Origin of the sequence: uncultured Psychromonas sp. (assembly GCF_947489755.1) — a bacterium.
Classification (GTDB): Bacteria; Pseudomonadota; Gammaproteobacteria; order Enterobacterales; family Psychromonadaceae; genus Psychromonas.
In genome coordinates this window covers 1-18,051 of record NZ_CANLFB010000012.1, presented here as the reverse complement: position 1 = coordinate 18,051, position 18,051 = coordinate 1, and the positions used below count along the sequence as shown (strand labels likewise).

The window sequence follows — 18,051 nt, the reverse complement described above, 5'->3', positions numbered from 1 at the left end:
GCGCTGGTGGCGTGTAAAAACAATCAAATAACAACTTTGCCATTATTTGAACATAATTGATCATTAGTTTGCCTTTTTTGCTCCCTAATTTTGCCATTTAGGTTTGTTGTAATACTGACATCTAAACAGCAGCCTAAGTTGCATTATCAATATTAAAAGGGATAAACATTATGAATACTCAATTACCAAAAAAATCATCTCATCTAAAAAATACAATCGTTGGTGTCGTTGCTCTTTCTGCGTTAACGGGAGGGTTGTTGTTATTAGAAGATTACCGTTCTAATAAAGAAGCAATGAAATTTTCTGAACACTTAAGTCGTTACGCTGTGCCAGTAAAAGCAAATCATAATAGTCTTGATAGTGAAAGCAATAACACCACTTTCTTTAAACGCACTCAAGACGATAGTCTATTAACAACAGACGTTAGTGAGCAAGCTGCGATTGCAGAGCAGAATTTATTATCGCAACGTGAAAGCTCTGTGCTTGGTGAATCAGGGCTTAGCTCATCAGAACTTAGAGCATCAAGAGAAGTGCCGTCGATACAGAGCTTATCTAAAACGAATGAATCACAAATTGATAATAATGGTTTAACACGTTCAGAAGATAATGAAAATGACGTCGCTGATGTGTATTTCGCTTTATCTTCTTCAGTAATAGCGCCTGAATATAAGCTGCAGTTGGTATCAGTCGCAGAGCACATTAAGTCACAAGCAGATACAAAAAGGTGGCAAGTAGTAGGGAACACTGATAAATCGGGCAGTGCAACTTACAACTTAACGTTAGCTAAAGAGCGAGCAAAAAACGTTGCTGATTTTCTCGTTAATCAAGGTATTGCTGAAGACCAACTCACTCTTTTAACTTTAGGTGAATACGAAGCGATGAAACTAGAAAACAGTACCTACAACTATGGGTTAAGAAAGGTGAGTGTTATGGAATACAAGCCTGAGACTCAACAACTTGCAATAACGGTTCAAAAACGAAATGAAAAAAGAGAAAAAAGACGTATTGCCTTAATTGAGCAAAGAAAAGAAGAACAAAAGAAACAGAATGAAAATAGTAGTTTGTTAACTAAACAGCAAGAAAATCCATTAATGCATGAACAGAAAAATACACCTATTAATATGCATGTTAACGATCCTGATACCGTGCAAGTCAATACAGACTTACTGTTAGATGAAATTAACTTAGGGTTTGAACAACAGGTGCATTCAGACACTAACTTAAGTAGCTATAAATCAGAACACTCTGATGTAAATAAACCTAAGTTAAATCAAAGTGCGCAAAAAATGGTAAATGAAAAGGCAATAATAGAGTCAAAAGAGCGTTTTAAAATAAACAGTAATGAACTTAATTCAGGTGAACAAGTAAACCATAAACAAGAAATGGATAACCAAATAATAGAAAGCACTCAAGTGTCATCAATAATTAATATTTGGGCATTAGCATCCGCTTCAGACTACTCACTTTAAGGGAATTAAAATGAAAAAATCCATGATACAAACAATCACAATTAAACGTTTATTTAATATTAATGAATTAGTCAACGCGACTGTCATCTCGAGTGCGAGCTTATTCTTTTTAATTTATTTTTTGATGTAAATAATTTGAATCGCAATATTAAATCAAATTTAAACCTGATATTAACCGTTATTTTTTTGTGAGACTAAGTGGTGCCGCTGTGCAGCAAGAAAGTATTCAGCTTGGTCGTTTTTCAAACAAAATCATTAAGTGATGCTTTAAAATGTACTAAATTAATACAAATTGTTTAATTTTTACATAATTAATGTATTGTAGAAAAGCTTACTTTTTGTTTATTAGCTAGATTTATTAACATTAATAGGAAATGAAACGGTTCATTTTTATATTTTATGATACTAATACTTAGCATGGAATTAATATTAAATCGTAGTGAATGATATAACCTTTAGTTTTTTAAATTGTTAAAAACAAAAGTAAATAGTTTAAATAGGTACAAAATAATGTGCTATAAATATATTGAACAAGGTAAAAGAGTTCAAAGTATCTCATCAAATAAACGGAATATAGATGAATAAAAAAATATTGGTGTTTACCGATTTAGATGGAACATTATTAGACCATTATACTTATCAAACTGATGATGCAACAGAAATGATAATTAGGTTAAAGCAGAACAATATTGCAATAATACCTAACAGCAGTAAAACACTTCCTGAAATTCAATTGATTCGTCAGCAACTCAACTTAAACTCTCCTTTTATTATCGAAAATGGTGCGGCCATTTACATCCCTGTTAATTATTTTCCAACACAACCAGCAGATACCCAACTAGACAATGGATTTTGGGTTAAATCATTCTGTCCAAATAAAGATCATTGGTTAACCCTACTAAAAGATAACGCGGATGCATTCAAAGGGGCTTTTCAAGGTTTCTCTGATATGACAGTAGAACAATTAGCTGAACTCACCGGTTTAAGTCTTGAAAATGCCGCATTATCTAAGCAACGGCAATATGGAGAACCCTTAAATTGGTTGGGTAGTGAAGAGCAGCAGGAACAGTTTTCTAACATTATGTTTGAATTAGGTGCCAATGTTTTACAGGGAGGGCGTTTCTTACACATTAGTGGGCATTGCGATAAAGGCCTCGCACAAGCTTGGTTAACTGAACAGTTTAAACAAAATCAAATGTTTATCGATTTAAACTCACCACCTAATGACATTGTGACCATTGCGTTAGGCGATGGTAAGAATGATATAGCGATGCTTGAGCAAGCAACCGTTGCGGTACAAGTCCGTTCACCTGTTCATGATTTCCCACAATTAACAAGGAAAGAACATGTTTTTCAAAGCAGCCTATATGGGCCTGCTGGATGGGCGGAATGTTTAAACGAAATATTATCATCGAAATTAATATATTGAATTAAGGAACTGACAAATGGCTGATTTTTATCAAAATGGCATTGTGACTACAATGCATAATTTAAGACAACGCAGTAATGAAAACCTTGAAGAAGAGTTAAAGTCATTTTCAAAAACGCGTCCGATGGGCTTGATCTTACCCTCTCTTTTTTCTGAATTAGAAGGCGATGCTTTCCCAGATATTGTTGACCACCTTAGCGAAGTGCCTTACCTGAGTGAAATTGTTATCGGGTTAGACAGAGCAACTGAAGAGCAATATCGACATGCCCTTAAATTCTTTAAAAAACTACCTCAACATCACCGCGTATTATGGAATGAAGGCCCTCGATTAAAAGCGCTCGATGCCAAGTTACAGGCGTTAGGCGTTGCACCAAAAGAACTCGGCAAAGGCCGTAATGTTTGGTATTGCATGGGTTATACCTTAGCCTCTGGTAAAACAGAATCAGTGGCATTACATGATTGCGATATCGTTACTTATGACCGCGCACTATTAGCTCGTTTAATTTACCCCGTTGCTAACCCTGGATTCAACTACGAATTCTGTAAAGGTTTTTACTCTCGTGTTGCTGATGGAAAAATCAATGGCCGTGTATCGCGCTTATTGGTGACTCCATTGGTTAAAGCGTTGAAAAAGACTATTGGTCACAACGAGTACTTAGAGTTTATTGATAGCTTCCTTTATCCGTTGGCGGGAGAGTTCTCTTTCCGTAAAGATGTATTAACTGATTTGCGTATTCCAAGTGATTGGGGATTAGAAATTGGTGTGCTTTCTGAAATGCATCGTAACTATGCGAGCAATCGTACTTGTCAGGTTGATATTTCAGATGCCTACGACCATAAACATCAAGATCTATCGTTAGATAACGTCGATGGCGGTTTATCTAAAATGTCAGTTGATATCACTAAGGCATTTATCCGTAAATTAGCAACACAAGGTGAAACATTCAGCACCGAAAGTATCCGTACATTGAAAGCGACTTATTACCGTATCGCGCTAGATTACTTAGAAATGTATCGTGGTGATGCAATGATGAATGGTTTAAACCTTGATATTCACAATGAAGAAAAAGCCATCGAAATGTTTGCTGAAAATGTGATGACAGCAGGGCAGATATTCTTAGATAAACCGATGGATACGCCATTCATTCCTTCTTGGAGCCGTGTTATTAGCGCGATGCCCGATGTATTAGAGCAGCTTAAAGAAGCGGTTGAATTAGATCATCAAGAGTTTAGCGAATAATCGATAATATTTTAATATCATCATTAACTTATCCGACTATTTGTAAATTATGAGTTGTACATAAAAATGCATTGCCAATTTACTTTCTAAAGCTGATTGGCAATTTAAAAGGGGAATGTTATGGCAGAACTGAATGCCGAAGAAAATGAGCTGCTAGTGTTAAAAAACAAATTAATACAACAGCTTACTTTTATTTACAAAGACGTCGATCAAACCGTTGATTATAATGAACTTAGCGATCAATTAATAACGTTGATGCGATTAGACGAAAACTGCCATACACCTATCGCTTATCAAAACCATTGGTCTCAAAAAGACGTTATCATGATCACCTATGGTGACAGTTTACTAAAAGACGATGAAAAGCCACTAGAGACGTTAAAACACTTCCTAGATAACCACATCGGTGGCAGTGTTAACAGCGTTCATATTCTCCCGTTCTTCCCTTATAGCTCAGACGATGGCTTCTCAGTGATCGACTACTCGAGCGTTAATGACTCACTCGGTGGTTGGAAAGAGATACAAAGCATAGCCAAAGATCGTCGATTAATGTCTGATTTAGTCATTAACCATTGTTCTAGTCGAAGTGCGTGGTTTGATAACTTCATTAAAGGCGAAGGCATTGGGTATGACTTTTTCTATACCGCATCACCAGATGATGATTTGTCAGATGTGGTTAGACCTAGAACGTCAGACCTTTTAAGAGAAACCGATACTGGTAAAGGTACACAACATGTTTGGTGTACCTTTAGTCATGACCAAGTCGACTTTGATTTTAGAAACCCTGAAGTATTAAAAAGCTTTGTTTCAATCATTCGTTTGTATCTCGACATGGGTGTTAAAATCCTGCGTTTTGATGCGGTTGCTTTCTTATGGAAAAAGCTTAATAGTAGTTCTATCAATTTACCAGAAACACATGAAGTTGTGCGTTTACTGAGAACACTGTTAGAACATGCGGTGAGTGATGCGGTTATTATCACCGAAACTAACATTCCAAATACACAAAACCTCACTTATTTTGGTAATGCCAACGAAGCACATGCCATCTATAACTTCTCATTACCTCCTTTACTCATTAACAGCTTAGTGACAGGGAATTGTTTATATCTTAAACGTTGGTTAATGAGCATGCCGCCATCGCAAAATGGTACTTTTTACTTTAACTTTATCGCCTCGCATGATGGGATCGGGTTAAGACCGGCAGAAGGGCTGCTAAATGATTACGAGTTAAGTAGCTTAGTAGAAACCATGCAGGAGTTCGGTGGTAAAGTTTCTTGGCGCACCACTGAAACAGGTGAACCAAAAGCCTATGAAATCAATATCGCCCTATATGATGCATTACAGGGCACAACCAAAGGCAGAGATAACTTAGGGTTGCAACGCTTTATATGTGCACATGCAATTATGTTTGGGTTAGAAGGTATTCCAGGTGTTTATATTCATAGTTTGCTAGGCACACAGAATGATTATGAAAAAGTAGCAAACACGCAACAAAACCGTTCTATTAATCGTCATCGTTGGGATTATGAAGAGTTACAGAGTAAATTAGCAGACAGTGAAAACCATCATGCGGTTGTGTTAAGTTCGCTTAAAGGGCTACTTGACCTACGTATTAAACAACCGGCTTTTCACCCTAATGCAACTCAGTTTACCTTACACCTGGGTTTACAAATGTTTGGTTTCTGGAGACAAAGCCAAGACAGAAAACAAAGTATCTTTTGTATTAGTAATATTACCGATCACGAAATGGAATTAGCGATTCATGATTTAAACTTAATCATGACAGATAATTGGTATGAATTGATTTCAGGTATTGAGTTAGACATGCAACAAGAAATGATTACATTAGCGCCTTATCAAACCGTTTGGATAAGTAACGTATTCCACAAGTAACTGTTTGAGAGTAATGACTTAACAAAAAAGCCACTATAGATATTAACTCATAGTGGCTTTTTCTTATTTACCTTTTACTGGGAGCAATTAATCTAACATGGTTTATTGATCGTTATGACACCCCATATTAAGTTTTATAGCAGATTCGTTTATTCTTCTTGTGTCGATAATGTTGGTTGATAAGTCGTTTCTACTGCTGCGGATGACTCAACCTCTACAACTGGCACTGAATTCACATCATTAGCTTCCATATTCTGTTTAACTAATTCAGCTTGAATGCTTCTTAACTTGTCTTGTACCTTTGTTAAATTGTCAGGTCCTAATCTCAATAGTAGTTTTTGAGCGTCATTTAATGATTCTAAAGCAGGATTATTAAATAAATACATCACAGAAGGAGATTTCAACGTAATTGGTCCATTAATCATAGGCACACTTAACGCCATGTCGATGGCATCATTTAATACATCATCAAATTTAGTCCCTTCACGTGCAACTTCAGCATAAGACTCATCAACTAATGGCTTAAATGTATGGTATGCCTGAACCAATTTTTCGCTATCTAGTGAAGCGATGTAATTACTGTATGCATCGTATCGTTTATATCCGTATATTGAGACAAAAATTTTGCCATTGCTTCTTTTAACTTTAAAGGGTTCTTTAGATGGAAATAAAGGACTAAAGCTTGTGATTAAATCGCCACGGCTAAAGTTATCAATAAAAACAACCGTACTGCGTATTAAGCTGCTTTGTAATAAATTATCCGTTACTAATGCTGTTTCACTAAACTCATCAATAGCGGATAAAACAAGATCATCTGACTCATCTAATAAAGGTAAAGGGTTTTCCTCTTCTACTTCTTCAATAACTTCAGTTGGTTGCGCAGCAGATAAAAGGGTAGTTACTTCCGGTGGTTCAATAACATCGACTGTTTCCTCAATAACCTCCTCTTCAATAACAGGTTTCCCTGCTACTACTACAGGCTTATTCAGGAAATCAAAATTAAAATCACTGGAAACACCCAAACGCTCCATTAATCGGTGATGTTCATTCGGGTAAGTGAAATAAAAAATACTATAGCCAAACATAGAAAGGCAAATTGCTATAAGAATGATATTAAGCCATGAATAAGGTTTTTCTTTAGGTAAGTCAGGATAAGCCATAGACCATTTACTCCTTTATAAGAATAGATAACTTGCTGATCTCTTTTATTAAATCAACAATGAATTCACTATATCTGAATTGTAGAACAAATTGTGTACATATTTTTGTTTAATATAATAAATATCATTTTATCGAAAAGAAAAATGCGTATTAAAAACAACAAAGAAGCACAAATAATAACGAGATGTGAATTAATATTAATCAATGCGACTAATTATTCAGCAAGCAACAAAATATATGTAAATAAAGTTTGACGATGTCGACTCAACTCAGTAATATCTCGCCTCGTTGACAAGCATTAAGTGTTTCAACGTTTAGGTGGTTAGCATAGTTTGATTGTGCATCTCCTGTGTTTTGGGAATAGTTGGACCAGAAGGTTTGAACTGCTTCACGGAATACAAAAAATACTCGGTGATTAGCGCAGCTTGGTAGCGCATCTGGTTTGGGACCAGAGGGTCAGAGGTTCGAATCCTCTATCACCGACCACATTTTGAAAACAATGAGTAATCGTTGTAAGATATAAGTCCTGCTTTTGCGCCCTTAGCTCAGCTGGATAGAGCAACGGCCTTCTAAGCCGTAGGCCACAGGTTCGAATCCTGTAGGGCGTACCATTTTTAAAAAGTTTAGTGGCGGATGTAGCTCAGTTGGTAGAGCCCCGGATTGTGATTCCGGTTGTCGCGGGTTCAAACCCCGTCATTCGCCCCATTTTTTAAAGATACTATAGTTTAAAAGAGTAAATGTTTAAGTAGTTGCGGAAGTGGCGGAATTGGTAGACGCGCTAGATTTAGGTTCTAGTATCGTAAGATGTGAGAGTTCAAGTCTCTCTTTCCGCACCATTTAAACAATAATATCAATTAGTTAATTTCAATCCCTGACTAATTAGATATCAACAATTTCGGTGATTAGCGCAGCTTGGTAGCGCATCTGGTTTGGGACCAGAGGGTCAGAGGTTCGAATCCTCTATCACCGACCACATTAAAAAAACCGCTTTATGTTTAAATGCAAAAGCGGTTTTTTTTCGTCTTTAATTTGATAATATCTACTGATTTTTAACCCCGCATTCTTCAAATCTCACTCTTTTAACATTACTTTTAGCCGCTCAGAATAACTAAAAAACGTTAAAATTTAGCTCGGTGACCAAACCGTGCCCATTTTGGTGACCAGTAGGTTTTTGTAAGTGAATTCATAACTAAGTTATTTTAATACGTTTGGCGGATTGAATTTCTCGATTACAGACGAATAAGATGAATGTTTAAACTATAAAAAGGAAATTAAATTGGTTTCGCTTTTTTTGATCATATGAAAAGTTTAAACTCACATAGCGTTTTATAATTTACTCTGTGACACAAATCTAGTTGAATCAGTTTCTTAAATCGATTTAAAACGTCTCTTAGATTATATTAGTAGAATATGATAATTATTCAGCTCTAATTTTCTTTATTCGTTTAGTAACCTTAAATCGGATAGTGGACTCCTAACACAGTTAGCACCTGCCTGTAATACATGCGTATAGATCTGAGTTGTACGAATGTCGGAATGTCCTAACTGTTCTTGTACTGTACGAATATCAGAACCTCGCTGTAATAAATGAGTCGATAAAGAGTGACGTAATGTATGGCAGGTTACTTGTTTAGCGAAGTTTAGTTTTCTAGCACTATTTTTTATTGCTTTTTGAATGCTGGTTTCATGAATATGATGGCGTCTTAGGTTGTTAGTTCCAGGCTCTATAGAAAGCTGTGTAGAGGGGAAGAGATAATTCCATTTAAACTCCTTAGCAGCATTCGGGTATTTTTCTGCTAATGCATAAGGTAAATAAACACCTTTGTAATCATTTCATTGGATATCTTCTTGGTAATAAAAATTAGCTTTAGCAATTTGATCTTGAATCATTACTTTTAGCTCAGGTGCTAGCGTTACACGACGGTGTTTACCCCCTTTTGCCTGCCAAATATTGATTTATAGGTAATCAAAATCAATATCCTGGATCCGTAGTTTTACTGCTTCCATTAATCTTAAACCACTACAGCTACTTAGCTTTCTATCGTGCTTTGGGGCACAAAACGAGTTAGTGATGAGCAACTACGTAATTATGGGCTTCTTTTTATCGAGATAATTGCTCATCACTATTAGTCGTCAATAATATAACTGCAATAGCGCAACTAATAGCTCCGAATAGAAATGGATAATCTACTGATAAGTATTGAGTTGTAACACTAGCAAATATACCTGCAAAGACACCAGCCCATTTTCCTATAGAATCAAACTTCCCAAAATAGAAACCTGCTGATTGATATCTTATATGTTGACTTAGAAGTTGATGCAAGCCGTTGTAGGTAAGCAATATTCCCAATCCAAATAAAAGTCGATATAAAATTAAAGTATCACTAGTTAAAATTAAAAATTGTCCCAAACAACCGCAACCTAAAATAATAAAGCCGAATATGCTTTGTAATTTTGCTGGTAGAGTTAATTTAGTAAGATAAAAGATTAAGAATAAATAAACAAAGTTTGGAAAACTATAATAAAACCCAACTATCAAATCACGGTTTTCACCTAAGTGTTCAACATAAGGCAAAAAATATGGGAAAGTGATAACCATAGAAAAACAAAACAAAAATTGTAAATATAATAAATTTGAGAATGATTGTGTATTCTTAATATTATTTGAGTGCTTGAAAGGTGCTTTAATAGAAATTTTATCTTTTGGTAAGTAAAGACAAATTAATAAAGCGGTAAAAGGCAACAAAGCTAAATAACGATAAATTAGTAGCGGATGTTCGTTTTTACTGAAAAAACCTAAAATTAAGGGAGCAATTATTAATGCAAAACGAGTTGATAATTGTGTTAAGTTTAATTTATTAGCTAGTGCCTTGCCTTTATAAAAGCAACTAAAGTAAGCATTAGAAGCCGCTAATGTACCTCCACTCACTCCCTGTATGACAAGACCAATCATAAAAAAAGTTAAACTCTCAGAAAAACCTGATATTAGAAACCCTAAAGTAAGCCCCAGCTGTGCTCTTAATAATGATTTTTTTTTACCATAACGGTCTGAAAACCTCCCCCAAATGGGGGCACTAAGGGCAGCGCATGATATCGGCACTATGAAAATAAGGCCAATTAAGTAATTTAAATTTTCAACAGAGAAACTGTCGAGTATGCGAGGCATAAATAAAGGCATGCCTAATACAGTAAAAGCGGTTAAAAAATGGCAGAGCAGAATAATAATCGTTGTTGACATAAAATATTCTCAAAATGGGTTGTTTTAAAGCAATTGATAGATCGCAATTAGTCGTTTTAGCGAAAACAAAGAAAACTAATGAAATAAAAAATGGTAACGGTTATCATTATCGCCTATTATTTTATGAGGTTATCATGATACAGAGATCGACTCTTTTACTTTCTATATTATTTATTGCTTCATTTGGTGTATGTAGTGCTCAAATACAAGCTATTGAACTTGAACATGATAAGGGCACTCTCGTCATAAAAAAAACACCATCTCGGATTGTTGTTCTGGCATTTTCTTTTGCTGACGCTCTGGCGATTGCGGATGTTTCTCCTGTTGGTATCGCTGATGATGGTGATATAAATAAATTAATTCCTTCTGTCAGGAGTCGCATTGGAACTTGGCAGTCAGTGGGGTCTAGATATCAACCAAGTTTAGAAGCTATTTCATCACTCAAGCCCGATCTTATTATTGCTGATAGTGGGCGACATCAATCTATATATAATGATTTAATGGCCATTGCTCCAACTCTAATGTTTAAAAGCCAAGGGGTCACTTATCGAGAGAACCTACAAATAACACAAAAAATAGCAAAAGCGGTTAATAAGGTAGATCTAGTTAATTCACGTTTAGAAGAGCATTTTCAGTTAATGGGGCGGCTGAAGGCAAAGTTTAAAAGTAATGACACTTTTCAATTTGCAGTCATTAGTGACAAAGGCATGTGGGCACATAGCCCAGATTCTTATGCTGGGAGTGTTATTGCTGAGCTCGGCCTTAATAGCCCGATAGACTCGAAGAACAAGAATGCTTATATATCGACAGGGTTTGAACAATTTATTAAGCTAAACCCTGACTGGCTTTTTGTAGGGAAATATACAAATAGAACCGTACTGGATAAATGGAAAGAAAGTCCTTTATGGAAATTATTAAAAATAAATAAATCAAAACAACTCATCTCAGTGCCTATAAATGAATGGTCTCTTGCAAGCGGTGTACTTTCTGCAGAAAAGATTGCATTAGAAATAGAAAGTCAAATACAACCATGACTCTGAGCTTCTTATTTCCTCCAAAAAAATTAATGAGCGTTTTCATACTAATCACTGTTTTATTGATGGGATTTGTTTGCTCTTTATATGGTCAATCTGAGTTTTCTCTTCGCGTTAACGATGTTTGGAATCTGTTTGTTTCATATGATGAATCGAATATTAATCAACAAATAATTCTTTCACTTCGTTTACCTCGCAGCTTAACTGCGGCTGTAATTGGGTTTAATTTAGGCATAGCAGGCCTGTTGATGCAAGGTCTAACACGTAACCCATTAGCTTCACCTACATTATTTGCTATTAGCTCAGGTGCTGCATGCTTAACAGCCCTTAACAGCCTTACTGTTGCCTCAATAGGTGGTTTGTCTAACGAAGCTGTTGCTTTTGTTGGTGCTTTAACTGGTGGAGGATTGGTTTTTTTATTAGGAGGAGGGTTAAGCTCTAATCAAAATGCTTTACGTCTCATTCTTGCTGGTATTGCAATTAACGGATTACTTACTTCATTAACTAGGGCTGTACTGATTATTGCAGATGATATGGCTTATAGTTTATTGCACTGGCTATCTGGATCCCTTAGCGGCATAGATTGGTCATCTTGGTCACAGCTTTGGCCTCTTAGTTTATTAGGACTATTTATTGCAACTTCAACATGTCGAGGCCTAAACCTGAATGCATTAGGAGAACAAACTGCAGCTAGCTTAGGTGTTAATGTGACTTGGCTAAGAATACGAATTTGTTTAGCTGTGTTAATACTCACCTCTATTTCAGTCACGGTAGCTGGGCCTATTGCTTTTGTCGGACTAATCGCTCCTCATTTAGCTCGTGCATGGTGTGGCAGTAACCATTTTATGCTTTTGCCTGCTGCTGGTTTGTCGGGAGCGGCTTTAGTTTGTTGGGCTGATTTAGTCTCGCGAAATATTATACCGCCTGCTGAAACACCAGTAGGTATTATTACCGCACTTATTGGCACGCCTTTCTTTATTTACTTAATCCTTAAAGGTAAGCGTTAGATGAGCCGATATAATAAAATCTTAGCTATTTCGTTTGTACTGCTAATCATTCTAAGTGTTATCAGTTTATCTCTTGGGGTTAAATCATTAACTCTTGAAACTGTATTTAATACAGTAATTAACGGCGGTGATGAAGACTTTATCATCAATCAATATCGACTACCTCGCATAATCATTTCCATACTCGTTGGTATCGGATTAGCTGTTTCTGGGGTACTCACTCAAGGAATTATTCGGAATCCATTAGCATCACCTGATTTAATGGGAATAAGTGGTGGTGCTGGGCTATTTGCATGTTCTTCTTTATTAATTTGGCCTGAAGTTCATAGCGCTTTACTGCCTCTAATTGCAATACTTGGCGGGTTTAGTGCTGCTTTTCTTATTTGGCTACTTAATCACTTTAATCATCCAAGCCCTGCTCGCCTGGCGTTAGTTGGTATTGCTGTCAGTGCTTTTTTAACTAGTTGTATTAACTTTATACTGGTATTACACCCGGTTGAAATGAATAGTGCGATGATTTGGTTAACTGGTAGTTTATGGGGAAGAAATTGGGATTACATTTGGCCTTTGCTACCTTGGTTGATCATTTTGGTGCCATTTTCATTTTATTTGGCTTGGTCTTTAGATTTATCTGCATTAGGAGAGGAAACTGCAACTTCACTTGGTGTTAATACTGAATGTTTACAAGTTTTAGCGTTGTCGAGCGCCGTCGCTTTAGCGAGTGTTAGTGTTGCGGTTTGTGGCACGATAGGTTTTGTTGGTCTGTTAGCTCCGCATTTAGCGCGCTTATTGGTTGGCCCTCGGCATAAATTAATATTACCTATTGCAGCTTTAACTGGTGCATTGCTAGTTCTTAGTGCGGATACTCTTTCTCGTAATTTAGCGCCGCCATTAGAAATGCCTGCTGGTGTACTTACTGCTGTTTTAGGTGCCCCTTACTTCATTTTTTTACTCTACAGATATAAAGGCTGGTAATGTGATACATATTGAGAACTTAACAGTTAATTATCCTGGAAAAAAGGTATTGAAAAAACTCAATTTATCAATACCTCAAGGGAAAATTACAGCACTAATAGGGCCTAATGGCTGTGGTAAATCGACACTACTGAAGGCTATTTCTGGAGGCTTAAAAGCCGCAGAGGGAAAAGTCAGCATTGTTGATTTAGATTTATCAAAGTTGAGCAATAAAAATCGCGCAAAAAAACTTTCAATTTTGCCACAATCACCTATTACACCTGAGGGAGTTACAGTACAACAACTAGTTAGTTTTGGCCGAAACCCTTACCTTTCTCAATGGGGTATATTAAGCGCGGATGATAATAAAAAAGTATTAAAAGCGTTACGTGATACTGGGTTAATTGAATTGTCTCAACGACCGGTTATTGCATTGTCTGGAGGGCAACGCCAGCGAGTTTGGATTGCCATGATATTAGCGCAAGATACAGAATATATTTTACTGGATGAACCTACAACTTACCTGGATTTAACACATCAAGTTGAATTAATGGAAATGATTAAAACCATGAATAAACAAGGTAAAACAATCGTTGTAGTATTGCACGATCTTAATCAAGCAAGTCGCTATAGTGATGAACTTATCGTTATGAAGGCGGGCAAAATACATGCGCAAGACAGCCCAGAAAAAATCTTCAATAGTAGTTTGCTACAAGATGTATTTGAATTAAATGCGATCATTATAAATGATCCTGTTGCGAACAAACCAATGTGTGTTCCTTTATAGCTATTTATTCATAAGCACTTACTATACAATTAGATAATGATTATCATTAGCATTTGTAGGTGATGATAACTAACTGCTCAAATATTTCATTCATTATCTAAGTAAGGAAACACTTTTAATGTATAAGAAAAATTCAAAATTCCAACTGAAAACCCTTTCAGTTGCTGTTGTCAGTGGGTTAATTTCTAGTTCCACATTGGCAAACGAGCCCACTAAAATGGAAACAATGATTGTAAACTCAAGCATTTTAGGCAATTCAGATATTGAAGAAGTTCAGTATTATCAAGGTAACCGTACAGTTTTAAGTAATGATGTATTGAAAAAAACGGCTGCACGTTCTATTGATACGGCATTACAACAAATTCCTGGAGTTAAAATTAATGATGAGACAGGCACCGGAGTGTTACCCAATGTGTCTGTACGAGGATTAGATGGTAGTCGTAGTGGATATTCTCAATTTTTACTTGATGAAATACCAATGACTTTAGCTCCTTATGGCCACACTGGACAATCTCTATTCCCAACCACATTACAAATGATTGATAGAATTGATGTAGTGCGTGGTGGTGCTGCTGTACAATATGGTCCGAATAATGTTGGGGGAGTAATTAACCTCGTGTCAAAACCGATTCCTGAGGGATGGCAAACTAGCCTTAATGAGCGTATTACTTTTTATGGCAACAAAAGAAACCTATATGACACATACCTGAGTACTGGTGGTGATATTAATGACAATGTATCAATGCGTTTGAGTGGTAACTTTCTAACAGGCGAATCATTCCGAGAACATTCAGATACAGATGTGCAAAACTGGATGCTGCAAACACGTTGGAAAATAAATAACAAACAAAGTTTAGATACAAATATTCAATATTATAATGCAGATACAGATTTACCTGGTGCTTTAAATGCAGAAGCATACGAAGAAGATAGAGATCAATCTTTACGAGAAAATGATGAATTTCAAGCGAATACAACACGTATATCAATGAAATATAATCATCAACTCGGTGAAGTTGGATTTGCGGATGATGCTGCTTTCGACATAATTGCTTTTGGGCATAAAAGTAAGCGAAACTTTGATTGGGATTATTATGATGCATCAAGTGACACTGATGGTGACATAGGATCTCATTGGGCAGACACAACGCAAGATGCAACCCATACGAGAGATTCACCCCGTACTTTTAAGGTGTATGGAGTTGAGCCAAGAGCTAATTTTTATATTGATGGAAAAATTAGTCAAGAATGGATTGTAGGGACGCGCTATGTAAATGAAGATATTACTTATCAATTAAATCAAACTGATAATACTACTGGAGTATCGACATCTCTTCGTGATTGGCAGATGGATACCAATGCAATGGCTTATTATGCTAGCAATAAATTAGGTTTCTTCAATGATAGACTGACAGTTACTCCTGGTTTGCGTTATGAAGACGTTCGTATGGAATTTACTAATGTTGGACAAGGATATACTCAAAGTAATCATGTACAAGAGATCTTACCTGGATTAACACTAGGTTATGAATTTACAGATGCTTGGTTTACCTATGCTAATGCTCAACGCTCATTACGCACACCACAAATAAGTCAACTATGGCCAGAAGACCAAAAATTAGATTCCGAACTTTCATGGAACTATGAAGTCGGTATTCGATTCACACCTACAGACTTAAGTTACTTAAATGTTGCGCTGTACCGAATTGATTTTGAAAACAAGATTCAGTATGACAGTGATCAAGGATTATTTGTTAATATTGGCGAAACTCGTAGTCAAGGCATTGAAATTGAAGGGCAGTACACTCCGATTGAAAAACTAACGTTGAGAGCCGCATATAATTTCTTAGATACTGAGCAGCTTGAAGGTGAATACTCAGGTAATGAGCTATCAAATTCATCTAAACATCAATTGTCTGCGAGTGCTTTCTATAGCATAAGTGGTGCAGATTTAGGTTTAAGTGCCTTTTACTACAGTAAATCATTCTCAGATTTAGCAAATACAGTAGAAGAAAATGATTCAGGAACAGTGGGGCAGTTACCTAGTTATACCGTTGTTAATTTGAGTTTGGCTAAAGAGTTATATCAGAAAGATAATCAAAGTCTAAAGTTAAGCTTTGCAGTTAATAACTTATTTGATAATGAATATTATTTTAGGGGGTTAGATGTCTCTCCAGCAGGCCGTGTTGCTGCTCCAGGTCGTTCATTTACAGTGGATCTAGGTTATACTTTCTAGGTCAGATTAAGCCTAAACTCGTTAAATTTTTAAGTTAACAGTTCATAATTTTGGGCTGTTAACTTTTCTCTATTACACTATAAATATTTAGTCCTTTTCTTTGTATTGTGCTTTCTTGTTAAATTAGTAAGAGTGTACTATCTGTTCAAAAAAATTTTTAAAATGAGTACTTGGCTGAGCAGTTTTTAGTTATCACTCCAGTTGGTAATATTAATTTCTAACTTCAAAGTTAATATCTAGATCTATTTTATACCTTTCCTTTAAATAGGGCCTCGACCATTTTTTCATTTTCTAGGTCGCTAGGGGCCGGAAGCATTTTGTTTCCAGATAACATTATATTGATGATCATGTATGTGTTGACTCTGACATTGTTAATGCATCTTCAATTTCTATACCTAAATACTTAATAGTACTTTCTAATTTTGAGTGGCCTAAAAATAGCTTTATTGCTCGAATATTTTTGTTTTAGAATATAGTTAAAAAGAGTAAATGTTTAAGTAGTTGCGGAAGTGGCGGAATTGGTAGACGCGCTAGATTTAGGTTCTAGTATCGTAAGATGTGAGAGTTCAAGTCTCTCTTTCCGCACCATTTAAACAATAATATCAATTAGTTAATTTCAATCCCTGACTAATTAGATGTTAACAATTTCGGTGATTAGCGCAGCTTGATAGTGCATCTCCAGTGTTTTGGAAAAGAGTTGGACCAGAGGGTTTGACCCACAATTACAAAATACGAATAAAAATACTCGGTGATTAGCGCAGCTTGGTAGCGCATCTGGTTTGGGACCAGAGGGTCAGAGGTTCGAATCCTCTATCACCAACCACATTAAGAAAAATCCGCTTAGCTAGAAATAGTTAAGCGGATTTTTCGTTTCTGGATCTAAAAATGCGATATTAGTTGAAAAGATAGCTCAGACACTAAGTTGTCGCTTATTCGCTCTATCACCGACCACATTAAGTAAGGATCTTTATGCTTAAATGTAGAAATTTATTTTTTAATTTGAATTTAATTAAATGTACTTAATTTCTTCCTGATTCTTCTTGTTTGTAGACTGTTAGTCTGCTTAGAGTAACTAATCAGCACTAAAATTCTTTTCGATGACCGAACGATCACCAAATAGTATTCATTTAAGTAATCAATTTATTAATAGCGAATTAATTACAGTTGATTTAGTTTGGTATTAAATTAAACACAATAGCGGGAATATTTTTATTTCCGATAGAATATCAAAATATTTCACAAGTTTGCAAACGCCACAAATATTGTGGCATCTTTAATATTAGCCTCATAGATTTCAAACAAATTGAGGATAATCAACATTGGGCAATTAGCTTACCTACCAACAACAACGTCAATCACAAGCAACTACCTTTTCATCGATCCTTCATTCCCTAAACTTTATCTTTTAAGTCAATAGGTTAGTGAATGTCTTAGATTACTTCCACCTGTTTCGGGCGATTTATACCATTCCGCCTAATTATATGATCTAATGTATTCAATTATTAACTAATTATATTCTCTTGGTGACGTATGAAAAAACATGACTTTTCTGAATTGGCCAAAACACATAAAAGTGTGCGTATGAGACTGCGTTATTCTGCAT

Annotated in this window: 11 protein-coding genes, 7 tRNA genes and 2 pseudogenes; 16 read left to right on the top strand and 4 right to left on the bottom strand. The window is 35.9% G+C overall.

The features are described from left to right. Nucleotides 1-170 precede the first annotated feature (170 nt). From Q0794_RS08495 to Q0794_RS08480, 4 genes are all read left to right on the top strand, one after another. On the top strand, nt 171-1,469 hold the full coding sequence (locus Q0794_RS08495) for an OmpA family protein (protein WP_298941294.1): 1,299 nt from the start codon (nt 171-173) through the stop codon (nt 1,467-1,469). A gap of 577 nt (nt 1,470-2,046) precedes the next feature. Next, the gene (locus Q0794_RS08490; RefSeq protein WP_298941293.1) at nt 2,047-2,898 is read left to right on the top strand and encodes an HAD-IIB family hydrolase; all 852 of its coding nucleotides are present in this window, start codon (nt 2,047-2,049) and stop codon (nt 2,896-2,898) included. Between the two features lie 16 nt (nt 2,899-2,914). Further along, a complete protein-coding gene (locus tag Q0794_RS08485) occupies nt 2,915-4,138 on the top strand; it encodes a glycosyl transferase (protein ID WP_298941292.1) in 1,224 nt (407 codons plus the stop codon). A 255-nt stretch (nt 4,139-4,393) separates the two neighbouring features. Further along, complete coding sequence (locus Q0794_RS08480) at nt 4,394-6,031, top strand: sugar phosphorylase (RefSeq protein WP_298941374.1); 1,638 nt, start codon at nt 4,394-4,396, stop codon at nt 6,029-6,031. Between the two features lie 149 nt (nt 6,032-6,180). Here Q0794_RS08480 and Q0794_RS08475 read toward each other — a convergent pair whose 3' ends face one another. Further along, the gene (locus tag Q0794_RS08475) at nt 6,181-7,191 is read right to left on the bottom strand and encodes a DUF3014 domain-containing protein (RefSeq protein WP_298941291.1); all 1,011 of its coding nucleotides are present in this window, start codon (nt 7,189-7,191) and stop codon (nt 6,181-6,183) included. A gap of 410 nt (nt 7,192-7,601) precedes the next feature. Between Q0794_RS08475 and Q0794_RS08470 the strand changes: the two genes are divergently transcribed. From Q0794_RS08470 to Q0794_RS08450, 5 genes are all read left to right on the top strand, one after another. Then, nucleotides 7,602-7,678, top strand: a tRNA-Pro gene (locus Q0794_RS08470). 48 nt (nt 7,679-7,726) lie between these two features. Continuing rightward, a tRNA-Arg gene (locus tag Q0794_RS08465) sits at nt 7,727-7,803 on the top strand. A gap of 18 nt (nt 7,804-7,821) precedes the next feature. After that, nucleotides 7,822-7,897: transfer RNA gene (locus Q0794_RS08460), tRNA-His, on the top strand. A gap of 46 nt (nt 7,898-7,943) precedes the next feature. Next, nucleotides 7,944-8,028 (top strand) — tRNA-Leu (locus Q0794_RS08455). A gap of 60 nt (nt 8,029-8,088) precedes the next feature. Then, nucleotides 8,089-8,165 (top strand) — tRNA-Pro (locus Q0794_RS08450). A gap of 464 nt (nt 8,166-8,629) precedes the next feature. On the opposite strand, the pseudogene Q0794_RS18285 reads toward Q0794_RS08450, so the two are convergent. Both Q0794_RS18285 and Q0794_RS08440 read right to left on the bottom strand, forming a co-directional pair. Further along, nucleotides 8,630-8,944: pseudogene (locus tag Q0794_RS18285) on the bottom strand (tyrosine-type recombinase/integrase); the annotation flags it as partial. Between the two features lie 349 nt (nt 8,945-9,293). Beyond that, nucleotides 9,294-10,430 carry an MFS transporter gene (locus Q0794_RS08440; protein ID WP_298941290.1) on the bottom strand — a complete coding sequence of 379 codons (1,137 nt, stop codon included), beginning with the start codon at nt 10,428-10,430 and terminating at the stop codon, nt 9,294-9,296. A gap of 134 nt (nt 10,431-10,564) precedes the next feature. Between Q0794_RS08440 and Q0794_RS08435 the strand changes: the two genes are divergently transcribed. From Q0794_RS08435 to Q0794_RS08415, 5 genes are all read left to right on the top strand, one after another. Next, nucleotides 10,565-11,464 carry a Fe(3+) dicitrate ABC transporter substrate-binding protein gene (locus Q0794_RS08435; protein ID WP_298941289.1) on the top strand — a complete coding sequence of 300 codons (900 nt, stop codon included), beginning with the start codon at nt 10,565-10,567 and terminating at the stop codon, nt 11,462-11,464. 32 nt (nt 11,465-11,496) lie between these two features. Next, on the top strand, nt 11,497-12,471 hold the full coding sequence (locus Q0794_RS08430; RefSeq protein ID WP_298941288.1) for an iron chelate uptake ABC transporter family permease subunit: 975 nt from the start codon (nt 11,497-11,499) through the stop codon (nt 12,469-12,471). Next, nucleotides 12,472-13,446, top strand: coding sequence for an iron chelate uptake ABC transporter family permease subunit (locus Q0794_RS08425; protein ID WP_298941287.1), 975 nt, complete (start codon nt 12,472-12,474; stop codon nt 13,444-13,446). A 49-nt stretch (nt 13,447-13,495) separates the two neighbouring features. Continuing rightward, nucleotides 13,496-14,212: an ATP-binding cassette domain-containing protein gene (locus tag Q0794_RS08420; RefSeq protein ID WP_298941286.1), complete on the top strand. Its 717-nt coding sequence runs from the start codon at nt 13,496-13,498 to the stop codon at nt 14,210-14,212. Between the two features lie 118 nt (nt 14,213-14,330). After that, nucleotides 14,331-16,448 carry a TonB-dependent siderophore receptor gene (locus Q0794_RS08415; protein ID WP_298941285.1) on the top strand — a complete coding sequence of 706 codons (2,118 nt, stop codon included), beginning with the start codon at nt 14,331-14,333 and terminating at the stop codon, nt 16,446-16,448. 345 nt (nt 16,449-16,793) lie between these two features. Here the strand turns inward: Q0794_RS08415 and Q0794_RS08410 are convergent. Next, a pseudogene (locus tag Q0794_RS08410) lies at nt 16,794-16,910 on the bottom strand (integrase); the annotation flags it as partial. Between the two features lie 41 nt (nt 16,911-16,951). Here Q0794_RS08410 and Q0794_RS08405 point away from each other — a divergent pair. Then, nucleotides 16,952-17,036, top strand: a tRNA-Leu gene (locus tag Q0794_RS08405). Nucleotides 17,037-17,194: 158 nt separating this feature from the next. Then, nucleotides 17,195-17,271 (top strand) — tRNA-Pro (locus Q0794_RS08400). Nucleotides 17,272-18,051 lie beyond the last annotated feature (780 nt).